This window comes from Nodularia harveyana UHCC-0300, assembly GCF_034931085.1.
Classification (GTDB): Bacteria; Cyanobacteriota; Cyanobacteriia; order Cyanobacteriales; family Nostocaceae; genus Nodularia; species Nodularia harveyana.
Genome location: NZ_JAYGHG010000001.1, coordinates 1 through 11,431 on the forward strand (window position 1 = coordinate 1; position 11,431 = coordinate 11,431).

9 protein-coding genes and 1 pseudogene are annotated in these 11,431 nt (G+C 40.7%); 7 read left to right on the forward strand and 3 right to left on the reverse strand.

The features are described from left to right. Window positions 1–166: 166 nt before the first annotated feature. The 5 genes and pseudogenes from VB620_RS00005 to secG all read left to right on the forward strand — a co-directional run. Window positions 167–2,230, forward strand: a pseudogene (locus VB620_RS00005) (class I SAM-dependent DNA methyltransferase); the annotation flags it as partial. 121 nt (window positions 2,231–2,351) lie between these two features. Further along, entirely contained in the window at window positions 2,352–3,149 is a 798-nt protein-coding gene (locus tag VB620_RS00010) for an Rpn family recombination-promoting nuclease/putative transposase (protein ID WP_323194070.1), read from the forward strand. A 167-nt stretch (window positions 3,150–3,316) separates the two neighbouring features. Continuing rightward, entirely contained in the window at window positions 3,317–5,011 is a 1,695-nt protein-coding gene (locus tag VB620_RS00015) for an ABC-F family ATP-binding cassette domain-containing protein (RefSeq protein ID WP_323194071.1), read from the forward strand. Window positions 5,012–5,170: 159 nt separating this feature from the next. After that, a complete protein-coding gene (gpmI, locus tag VB620_RS00020; protein WP_323194072.1) occupies window positions 5,171–6,769 on the forward strand; it encodes a 2,3-bisphosphoglycerate-independent phosphoglycerate mutase in 1,599 nt (532 codons plus the stop codon). Window positions 6,770–6,849: 80 nt separating this feature from the next. Further along, window positions 6,850–7,080 carry a preprotein translocase subunit SecG gene (gene secG, locus VB620_RS00025; RefSeq protein ID WP_323194073.1) on the forward strand — a complete coding sequence of 77 codons (231 nt, stop codon included), beginning with the start codon at window positions 6,850–6,852 and terminating at the stop codon, window positions 7,078–7,080. Window positions 7,081–7,251: 171 nt separating this feature from the next. Here secG and VB620_RS00030 read toward each other — a convergent pair whose 3' ends face one another. Beyond that, complete coding sequence (locus VB620_RS00030) at window positions 7,252–7,455, reverse strand: hypothetical protein (RefSeq protein WP_323194074.1); 204 nt, start codon at window positions 7,453–7,455, stop codon at window positions 7,252–7,254. Window positions 7,456–7,517: 62 nt separating this feature from the next. Between VB620_RS00030 and VB620_RS00035 the strand changes: the two genes are divergently transcribed. Further along, window positions 7,518–8,747: an RNA-guided endonuclease InsQ/TnpB family protein gene (locus VB620_RS00035; protein ID WP_323194075.1), complete on the forward strand. Its 1,230-nt coding sequence runs from the start codon at window positions 7,518–7,520 to the stop codon at window positions 8,745–8,747. 4 nt (window positions 8,748–8,751) lie between these two features. Beyond that, a complete protein-coding gene (locus tag VB620_RS00040; RefSeq protein WP_323194076.1) occupies window positions 8,752–9,450 on the forward strand; it encodes a peptidase in 699 nt (232 codons plus the stop codon). Window positions 9,451–9,457: 7 nt separating this feature from the next. On the opposite strand, the gene VB620_RS00045 is transcribed toward VB620_RS00040, so the two are convergent. Beyond that, a complete protein-coding gene (locus VB620_RS00045; protein WP_323194077.1) occupies window positions 9,458–10,057 on the reverse strand; it encodes a hypothetical protein in 600 nt (199 codons plus the stop codon). Window positions 10,058–10,317: 260 nt separating this feature from the next. Continuing rightward, the gene (locus VB620_RS00050) at window positions 10,318–11,286 is read right to left on the reverse strand and encodes an orange carotenoid protein N-terminal domain-containing protein (protein WP_323194078.1); all 969 of its coding nucleotides are present in this window, start codon (window positions 11,284–11,286) and stop codon (window positions 10,318–10,320) included. Window positions 11,287–11,431 lie beyond the last annotated feature (145 nt).

Here is an 11,431-nt window from a genome sequence, read left to right on the forward strand (position 1 = left end):
GTACCGTAGGGCATACGGGAACTTCGGTTCGGCTTCGCTCACCGAGCGTAGTCGAGGTGAACGCTTCAGGAGATTCGACCTCTACTCATACTGGAGAAATCCTGTATGAGCAAGTTGGGTCTATGAATGAAGAATCCTCTCGCCTTTAGGCTGAGGAGTGTCAACCCGTGATATGTTTATTTCCTGTGTTCAGGACTGCATGAGTGGCGCAAGTTCTTATGATGTTTTGGGTGGTTTATTTCGGGAAATGAATCAACCAGGAAAAACGCCAGCCGGACGTTATCAAGGTGTAGATTATTTTAATGGCGGCTTATTTTCCCACATTCAAGCGATTGAATTGACTAGGGAAGAATTGAATTTTTTAGATGTCTCAGCTAAGGAGAATTGGAGTCAGGTACGTCCGCCTATTTTTGGCAATATATTTGAAGGGACGGTAGATAAAAAAGAGCGTCACGCGAAGGGTATTCATTACACCTCGGAAGCGGATATTATGAAAATTGTCCGCCCGACTATTAGCCGTTATTGGGAAGATAGAATTGATGGAGCTAATTCTATTAAACAACTCTCTCAACTGCAATTAGAATTACAAAGTTATCGCGTTCTTGACCCGGCTTGTGGTTCTGGTAATTTTCTCTATATGGCGTATCAGGAACTGAAAAGAATTGAAAATGATCTATTAAAGAAGTTACAACTGCGTCGAAAATCAAAAGATAAGCAAATGCTGATTGGTTTGGTGACTCCTCTGCAATTTTATGGGATGGATACGAATCCCTTTGCGGTGGAATTGGCGAGGGTTACATTGATGATTGCGCGGAAGATTGCAATTGATAATTTACAATTAACTGAGCCTCCCTTACCTTTGGATTCTTTGGATAAAAATATTGTTCGTCAGGATGCTTTATTTAGTGAATGGCCAAAGGCTAATGCAATTATTGGTAATCCGCCATTTTTAGGTGGGAAACATATTAGAACAGCGTTAGGTGATGAATATATAGATAAAGTTTTTAAACGCTTTTCTGATGTGAAAGATTCAGTAGATTTTTGTGCTTATTGGTTTCGGTTAGCTCATGAAAATATTGATGAAAAAGGTAGAGTCGGTTTAGTTGCGACTAACTCTATTAGTCAAGGTAAAAGCAGGGTTGCAGCTTTAGATTATATTACTCAAAATCATGGTTATATTCATGAGGCTGTTTCGACACAACCTTGGTCGGGTGAAGCTAAGGTTCATGTGAGTATTGTGAATTGGTGTAGGGATAAACCGGAAAAATATTATTTAGATAATCAGATAGTTTCACAAATAAATTCTGCACTGAAATCTAGTATTGATGTTTCTCAAGCTGTGCGTTTAAAAGCAAACCTCAATAAATGCTTTCAGGGTGTGATTCCTGTAGGTGAGGGTTTTATTGTAACCAAAGAACAAGTAGAGGAATGGATAAAAGCTAGTGGTAAAAATAAAGAGGTTTTAAAACTGTTTTCAATGGGTGCGAATTTAGCTAAAAATCCTCTGGGAAAACCAGAAAGATGGATTATTGATTTTAATGATATGAGCATTGAGGATGCTAGTGATTATAAATTACCATTTGAATACATTAAAAAAACTGTGAAACCACAGAGAGATAATAATAGAGATGCTAAAGCAAGACAATATTGGTGGAAATTCTTGCGTCATCGTTCCGAAATGAGAATAGCAATTTCATCTCTATCTTTTTACTTCACTGTACCCAGAGTTTCAAAATGGGCTATATTTATTCCAGCACCTTTAAATTGGCTCCCTGGTGATTTAAATATTGTTATGGCATCAGATGATTTTTATATTTTGGGTATCCTCACATCTGAAGTACATCGCGTTTGGGTAAAAGCTCAAAGTTCAACTTTAAAGGGTGATACTCGTTACACTCACAATAGCTGCTTTGAAACATTCCCCTTTCCCCAAAACCCTGATGCTAAATTAGTCAATAAAATCCGCAGTAAAGCTGAAGAAATCCATCAATATCGGACTCAGCAAATGGAGTTGAAACAATGGGGAATCACGACACTATATAATAAATTCTTTAACGAACCCAGCAGCCAACTTTATCAACTACATGAACAGTTAGATAAATTAGTAATGCAAGCATATATTTTTAAAATCAAAGATGATATTTTAGAAAAACTGCTGACCTTAAATTTAGAATTAGCCGAGAAAGAAAAACAAGGTGAAATCGTCATTGGTCCTTGGTCACCAAATTAAAATAGAAGAGGAGTGTCACGCAAAGGCGCAAAGGCGCAAAGGTAAGAATGTCAGCTTTCTCTAACCTCAGCGAACCTTTGCGTTAACCTTAGCGAACCTCTGCGTTTAAAATTCCATCTTTATGAAAACAGACAGCATCTTTTATCGCCTATTTCAAGAAATCCCTAGCATCTTTTTTGAACTCATTGGTAATTCTCCTGAAGAAGCTAATAAGTATCAATTTTCCTCAGTTGAAGTTAAACAAACGTCCTTCCGACTTGATGGTGTTTTTCTACCTATACAAACAGTAGAAAACCCAATTTATTTTGTGGAAGTGCAATTTCAAGCGGATGGTGAAATTTACTCACGACTGTTTGCGGAAGTATGTTTGTACCTCCGGCAAAATCAACCCCAAAATGACTGGAGTGCGGTGGTGCTATACCCAACGAGGAGTATAGATATAAGTAGTATTAAACATTACCAAGAGTTCTTCACAAGTGAGCGAGTTAGGCGGATTTATCTGGATGAATTAGGTGAATCTACGTCGCTACCCATTGGCATTGCTACTATTAAATTAATCATTGCTAACGAAGATCAGGCTATCGCACAAGGTAAAGAGTTAATCCGCAGAACCAAACAAGAAATTAACTCGCAGCGACAACAACAGTTATTACAATTAATAGAGACAATCTTGGTTTACAAATTACCCCAAATGAGCAGGGAGGACATAGAAGCCATGTTTGGATTAAGTGAGTTAAAGCAAACCAGATTTTATCAGGAAGCCTTTCAAGAAGGTGAGGAAGAAGGCGAACGCAAAGGCAAATTAAAAGCAGTTCCACCAATGTTAGCCGCAGGATTAACTGTAGAGCAAATAGCCGCAGCTTTAGAACTGAGTGTAGAAGATGTCAGACAGGCTACACAAAAACCTGATAACGACTAATAAAACCTCAGCGAATCTTTGCGTTAACCTTAGCGAACCTCTGCGTTTAAACCTCCCCATTCTCAGAGAGTGCAAAAAAGCATAAACTTGAGTTAATTATTGTTAATATTGAAGACGGTGTTAGCACTTCGTCCTTAACTACCCATACCCTAGCTGAGAGAAACTTGATGCTGCGATTAGAACATATCAGTAAAATTTATCCCACAGGCGAGGTTCTCAAAGATATCAACTGGGAAGTCAAACCTGGCGATCGCATTGGCTTAGTCGGTGTCAATGGTGCGGGAAAATCCACCCAGCTAAAAATTATCACTGGGGAAATAGAACCCACCGCCGGCGAAATCGTTCGTCCCTCCAGTTTGCACATAGCCTACCTCAACCAAGAGTTTGAAGTAGATCCCGGTCGCACAGTCAGAGAAGAATTTTGGATCGTCTTTGAAGAAGCCAATAGAGTACAAATGTCTCTGGCGCAAGTACAGCGCGATATGGAAACGGCGACCCCAGAAGAACTGGATAAACTAATTGATAAACTAGATCGCTTACAGCGTCAGTTTGAAGCCCTGGATGGCTATAACTTAGATGCACGCATCGGGAAAATTTTACCAGAGATGGGGTTTGATGCTGAAGATGGCGATCGCCTCGTGAGTGCTTTCTCCGGGGGTTGGCAAATGCGGATGAGTTTAGGTAAAATTCTCCTGCAAAAACCCGACCTCTTACTACTGGACGAACCGACAAACCATTTAGATTTAGAAACCATTGAGTGGCTAGAGAATTACCTGAAAAATCTGAATACACCAATGGTAATCGTCTCCCATGACCGGGAGTTCCTAGACCGCCTCTGCACTCACATTGTGGAAACAGAACGTGGTGTTTCTACCACCTACCTGGGTAACTATTCAGCATACCTAGAACAAAAAGCCGAAAATCAACTAGCACAACTCAGCGCCTACGAACGCCAACAGAAGGAACTAGAGAAACAGCAAACATTCGTTGACAGATTTCGCGCCAGTGCAACTCGCAGTACCCAGGCGAAAAGCCGGGAAAAACAACTAGAAAAAGTTGAGCGCATTGATGCACCTATTGCGGGTGTGAAAACCCTGCACTTCCGCTTTCCTCCCGCACCCCGCAGTGGACGGGAAGTAGTGGAAATTAAAGATTTAACTCATGTTTATGATGATAAAATCTTATTTTTAGCCAGCAACCTCTTAATAGAAAGAGGCGATCGCATTGCCTTTCTTGGCCCCAACGGTGCGGGTAAATCTACTCTCCTACGGGTAATCATGGGTATGGAACCACCCACAGAAGGCATTGTTAAATTAGGCGATCATAATGTCATTCCCGGCTACTTTGAGCAGAATCAAGCCGAAGCCTTGGACTTAAAGAAAACAGTCATGGAAACCATCCATGATGAAGTTCCCGACTGGACAAACGAAGAAGTCCGCAGACTGTTAGGAAGATTTTTGTTCTCAGGCGAGACAGTATTTAAGCCAGTAGGGGCATTAAGTGGAGGAGAAAAAGCACGTTTAGCATTGGCGAAGATGCTATTACGTCCAGCCAATCTCCTGATTTTAGATGAGCCGACCAACCACCTAGATATTCCAGCTAAAGAAATGTTGGAAGAATCCTTAAAGAACTATGATGCTACAGCCATTGTAGTTTCCCACGACCGCTATTTTATCTCCCAAGTAGCTAACAAAATTGTCGAAATCCGCGACGGTGAATTCCGTGTGTACTTAGGAGATTACCATTACTACCTGGATAAAATTGCCGAAGAAAAGGAACAAGCTAAATTAGCTGCCATAGCTGCCGAAAAAGCTGCTAAAAAAGCTGCTAAAGCCGCTAAATCTTCGGGAAAAAGTAAATGATTAACTGCCCAGTAGTGGCCGTTAAAGGCTACTACTAACTAATGACTTTTTTAGTCAATAGAAATAAAATTCCCCTAATTAATAGGTAGAAATTCACTTGCACTGGTGATTAGCAGTGGTATTATTCGGATATTACAAAAAGTAAAGGGCAATTTTACTATGACCAAAGCACCTGTTGCTCCTGTGGTGCTAGTCATTTTAGACGGGTGGGGACACTGTGAGGAACAGCGAGGAAACGCAATTGTCGCTGCTCAAACTCCCATTATGGAAAGCTTATGGACAGCTTACCCGCACACCCTCATTAGCACATCAGGAAAAGCCGTAGGGTTGCCAGAAGGTCAGATGGGCAACTCGGAAGTAGGTCATTTGAATATTGGCGCTGGAAGAGTAGTACCTCAAGAATTGGTACGCATCTCGGATGCGGTGGAAGATGGTTCTATTCTCAATAATCCAGCACTTGTCAAAATTTGCCAGAAAGTTAGTTCTGGAAATGGCAAGTTACATCTAGTGGGTCTTTGTTCTGAGGGAGGGGTACACTCTCATCTCAGCCATCTCTTCGGACTACTAGATTTAGCCAAGAAACACGAACTTTCACAAGTTTGTATCCACGCCATCACCGACGGTCGTGATACAGCCCCTACGGAGGGGATTAAAGCCATCAAGCTATTGCAGGATCAGATAGACCAGAAGGGAATTGGACGCATAGTCTCCCTAAGTGGTCGTTACTACGCTATGGATCGGGATAACCGTTGGGATCGGGTACAACGTGCATACAACGTGATGACTCAAGATACTACGGTTGATGGTCGTCAGGCTGAGGAAATCTTGTCAGCATCTTACGCTGAGGGTGTGAAGGATGAGTTTATCAATCCAGTCCGGATTGCCCCTGGCGCAATAGAAGCAGGGGACGGTGTGATCTTCTTCAACTTCCGCCCAGACCGCGCCAGACAGTTGACCCAGGCTTTTGTCAGTTCCAAATTTACTGGCTTTGAAAGACAACAAATTCAGCCGTTGTCCTTTGCTACTTTTACTCAATACGATTCAGACCTACCAGTGGCTGTAGCTTTTGAACCGCAAAATTTGAGTAATATTTTAGGTGAGGTGGTGGCTAATCATGGGATGCAGCAGTTTCGGACTGCGGAAACTGAAAAATATGCCCATGTCACCTATTTCTTTAATGGGGGACTAGAGGAACCTTTTGCTGGGGAAGACCGCGAACTGGTAAGTAGTCCAATGGTAGCAACTTACGACAAAGCCCCAACGATGTCGGCAGAAGCAGTCACTGATGTGGCGATCGCCGCGATTAAAAAGGGTGTTTACTCTTTAGTAGTGATTAACTATGCTAACCCAGACATGGTAGGGCATACTGGTCAAATAGAAGCCACTGTTACAGCTATTCAAGCAGTGGATCACTGTTTAGGTCGCTTACTCACCAGCATCAGTAAAGCCGGAGGTACAGCACTTATTACTGCTGATCACGGTAACGCTGAGTATATGCTAGATGAAGAAGGTAATCCCTGGACAGCTCACACTACTAACCCAGTACCTTTTATCTTAGTAGAAGGAGAAACTGTGAAAATCCCTGGACATGGTACAAATGTTCACCTGCGAAGCGATGGTAAGCTAGCAGACATTGCACCCACAATTCTAGAGATTTTACAGCTGCCGCAACCGTCAGAAATGACTGGGCGATCGCTATTGACACCAGCCGGATATGATGTGCAAACCACTCGTACCCCTGTAGAAGCTGGTATGTAAACAAGCTTAGGAGTGAAAAGTTTTCTCACTCCTAACTTCTGGTCTGAATTTAAAATTTGTTATGAGAGAGATTCTTAACTATGACAGCTACTAATATTGTGCAAATTGTTTGGGCGCTTTCTGCTTTAGGTGTAATTATTTTAGTACTCCTACATAGCCCCAAAGGTGATGGAATTGCCATTGGTGGACAAACCCAATTATTCAGCAGCACCAAAAGCGCAGAGGATACCTTAAACCGAATCACCTGGGCGCTCACAGTTATATTTATGAGTTTAACAGTGGTTTTAAGTGCCGGTTGGCTGTCTCGATAAACGTCTGGGAATAGGATAATGGGAAGTGAAATTTCATACCCCAAACCTAATATCAAGCAAAATTTTAATATCCCACGATTATTAGCTTTTCCGCCCCAAGCCTCTTACTGAAACGGTACTCTGTTCAGTGGTGAGATGTAAGGCGGTTAAAAACCGTGACCTCTGACCAATTCAATCCGCAGGATTGACAGGAAGGGGGTCAGAGTCGTTTTTAACAATCTCTGTTTCGACTTCGCTCAACACAAGTGTATTTGGTAATCTGTCAACCCAGTCTTCTACTATCTGTGTAACTGTCTTATCTTTGATTACGGCATAAGAACGAAGTTTATTTAATCTGCGCTCCGACATTCTGACATTTAATCTAGTAGTTTTCATTTTTGTCTACCCATTGTTGTCACTTTTATACTATCATAGCCATAGTGGTTGAGGGAAAACAAGTGAGAACAGCATACCAATATAAGCTGCGGCCAACAAAGCAACAAGCCATTGAGATAGACCGATGGCTGTCTATGCTATGCGCTCAATACAATTATCTGTTGGCTGACAGGTTTAACTGGTATGAGCAAAATCGTTGTCCTATCAACGCTTGTCCTCTTGTTTGTCATCTTCTAGAATTACGGGATAATCCTAATTACTACAGTCAAAAGAAAACACTACCTAAGCTAAAGAAAACCCATTCCCATTACGGTGAAATATACTCACAAGTTTTGCAGGATATGGTTAAGCGAGTCAAGGTAACTTTTGACCGTTTCTTAAGTGGTGATAGTAACGGAAAACGTAGTGGTAGACCCAGATTTAAGCCTCGGAGTCGTTATAGAACTTTTACTTATCCACAAATAAAAGATGGATGTTTGCAAGGTAATTTAATTAAACTTCCGATGTTTGGTAAGGTAAAAATTATTTTGCATCGTTCTGTCCCTGATGGTTTTAAAATCAAAACTGCTTCAGTCACTAAAAAAGCTGACGGTTACTATTTAACTCTCAGTCTGGAAGATGCGACAGTCCCAACGATTAAGCCTGATTTTAACCCAGATTCCATAACTGGGATTGATGTTGGTTTAAAAGAGTTTTTGACAACTTCTGAAGGCGAAACCATTGATATACCTCAACACTACCGTAAATCTCAAAAACGTTTAAGAGTTATTCAAAAACGTGTTTCCCGTCGCAAAAAAGGTAGTAACAGAAGACTAAAAGCAGTAAAACAACTGGGCCGGCAATATAAAAAAGTTGCTGACAGACGTAAAGATTTTCATTTCAAAACTGCCAGCAACTTATTAACAAAATATGATGTTGTTGCTGTTGAGGATTTGAATGTAAAAGGGCTTGCACAGACTCGATTGGCTAAGTCTGTACTTGATGCTGGATGGTCAAGCTTTCTGTCGATACTGACAAATAAAGCCGTAAATGCTGGTTTGTTGGTTATCCCAGTCAAAGCGTCCGGCACAAGTCAAGATTGTTGTAATTGTGGTGTGAAAGTTCCTAAAAAACTGCATGAACGCTGGCATGACTGTCCCCATTGTGGATGCAGTCTAGACCGTGACCATAATGCAGCGATAAACATCAAAAATAGAGCGGTAGGGCATTCCGTTCTTAAAGCTCAGTTAACGTCCCAAGCAATAGCCGGAGTCGCTGAGAAGCCTACACTGTACTTTACTCAGTCAGTGTAGGAGTATGTCACCAGTTCTGTCCTTATTCATGGGCGTAGGGCTGCTAATTATTTTTACTAGCTTGTCCTCTAATGCTGTAGTACAAAGCACCCCTATTTTACCATCGCCTCATCCCCTACCACCCACACTAGCGCAATGGCAAGATCAGACAAATAGTGGTGATTACTTTTCCCAGGTGGAAAAAACACAGGTAGGTTATTTAGTCTGGTCGCAATTTCCGATTAAAGTATATATAGAAAAATCACAAAAAGAGAGTAATAACCAAGCTCAAGTATGGTTTAGCACTGTCTTACAAACTGTGGAAGAATGGAGTGCGTATTTGCCCTTAGTTGTGGTGGAACAGCCGGATATGGCTGATATTAATATTTTCCGAAAATCGCCACCTCTGCAATTTTCCCGTGGTGATAAATTTCCCCGTGCGCGTTCTGCACAAGCTAGTTATGAGTTATATACCAAGAATAATATTTTATCCCACCGTTTCACTATCTTATTGAGTCCTAGCCAAACAGGTATATTTCTAGAAGCAGCAGCCCGCCATGAATTAGGTCACGCTTTAGGAATTTGGGGACATAGTGATTTAACAACGGATGCTTTATACTTTTCCCAAGTCCGCAACCCGCCACCTATTTCTCCCAGAGATGTAAATACTCTGAAGCGGGTTTATGAACAGCCGACGAGTTTGGGATGGTTGTTAGATAAATAAGAAAAAATTATATTTTTTCTTTTCTGGAATACACAGATATTAAACGATGTCTAACTAAGTAGTCAATTTGGTAAATGAGCGCTCCTTGAATTAACCACATAAAACCAAATATTACTATTATTGTCTGTTGAAATAGTGTGTAGCTTTCAACAGCCGTTGCATAACTAAGTTGAAATAAAGGTAAAACAATAGTCAAAACTAAAAAACTTATCAGCGTAGATAAAGTAATTACAAGCCAAGCATATATTCCTTCCCACCAACTCATTAATTTGGGGATTAATCCTTTGACCATACCTATTTCTGGTGCTTGAATTTCCGGAATAAAACGACTGAAAATTAAATGCATAAAGTGATGGGTAAAAGCAATAACTGGAATTGGAGAGAGAAGGGTTATTATGATGAATATAGCTAGAATTTCTGGACTACGTGTAAAATTAGCAAAATTGTAGCCTACTTTTACTAAAATCTCAGCTACAAATATAATCACTCGGAGAAATAGTGTCAAAACGAATGATTTTAGCCAACAGCTAGGATAAGGTAGCCATAGAGGCCAACGAGATTTTTTAAATTTTTGCTTCTCATCTCCCGAAATATTTGGTTTCGTCATATCAATGAGGGTAAGATTCAAGAAAATAAACTTATAACTTCAATATTCCCTTTTTATAAGCATAAATATCACTTTTAATTTGTTTGATGTTTTTCCTGTTTTGGCACGGGGATGAGTAAATATTAATTTTTTTTTAAATACTAAGATTAGGTATTCTCAACAAAAAAAGTAGAGACATTCTCTAGAACGTCCCTACAATTGTTTTGAAAAAAGCGGATTTAAATTTTATCGATGTCTAAGAGTGCGATCGCCTGTTAAATTTAAACGCGACGCAGATTTAGCAATTCTTCGGGAGAAGCCAACATATCAATGGCTACGAAGAAAATTTTGCCTTCGGGATTAATTAAGAACCGCCAAGCAATATTCATCCCCACAGTTACACCGAACCAGGGAGTTTGAACAACACCTGTAATTTTAAGTTGCTTAGAACCATCAGGCTGATCTTCGCAGATACCTTGTTTTGGCATCATGTTCAGTCCTTGGGCTTCTTCGCGCATATATTTGGCGATCGCCTTATGTCCAACAATTGGTTTTTGGAATGGTGGTTGTAGCGCACCTTCGGGAGTAAACAGACTAATAGCTTTATCAAAGTTGTCCGCATTCATCGCTTCAATATAGCTCAGTACAGCAGGCTCTGTCACACCATCAATTTTGACTGAAGAGATAGATGGGGCAGTACGAGCAAATGCAGGTTCCTCAACGGCTTTAGGATAGCTACTTGGCCCCAAATCAGAGGTATCAAAGCCCATATTTACTACAGTATTCCGTAGCACTGTAATTTGCTGACCTGGATCAAGTTTCTTGGTTGCTTCTAGTACTACTTGCACACCAGGAGACATTTGATAACCACTAGGGATGGGAGTAACCACACCCTGCTTCATCAATTCTCCCAACTCGTACCAAAAAGCTAGTTTGGTATTAACACTGAAGAAACCATAAGAACGGCTAATGGGAGCATCAGCACGATTAGCAAGATCACGCATTACTTGTGTTTGCTCTTCTTGGGGCATTTTCTTAATTTGGGTGAGCAAACTTTCTGCTAGTTGCAAGCGTGCGGCTCCAGGTGCTGCGGGTGTAATTGTCTTACCCATTTCAGTGTAGGCGTACCAAAGATATGCCAATTGGTCATCAACACTCAGTTGATCAAACAGGGCGATGGTAGCGGGAATCGGGCTAGGAACCTGAGTATTAGAGAATATATTTTGAGCGGACTGGATAGTTAAAGCCATATTCAAAATTAGTTATGAGGTTTGTTCAGTATGTAGTGAATTGTAAAATAAATCTTACATTTTGTAAAGTTATTTGATAAAAACTTGACATACTTCTGTAAAAGTAACCTCTAATACAGCATTCTAGAAATTAGAGGCTGGGAAT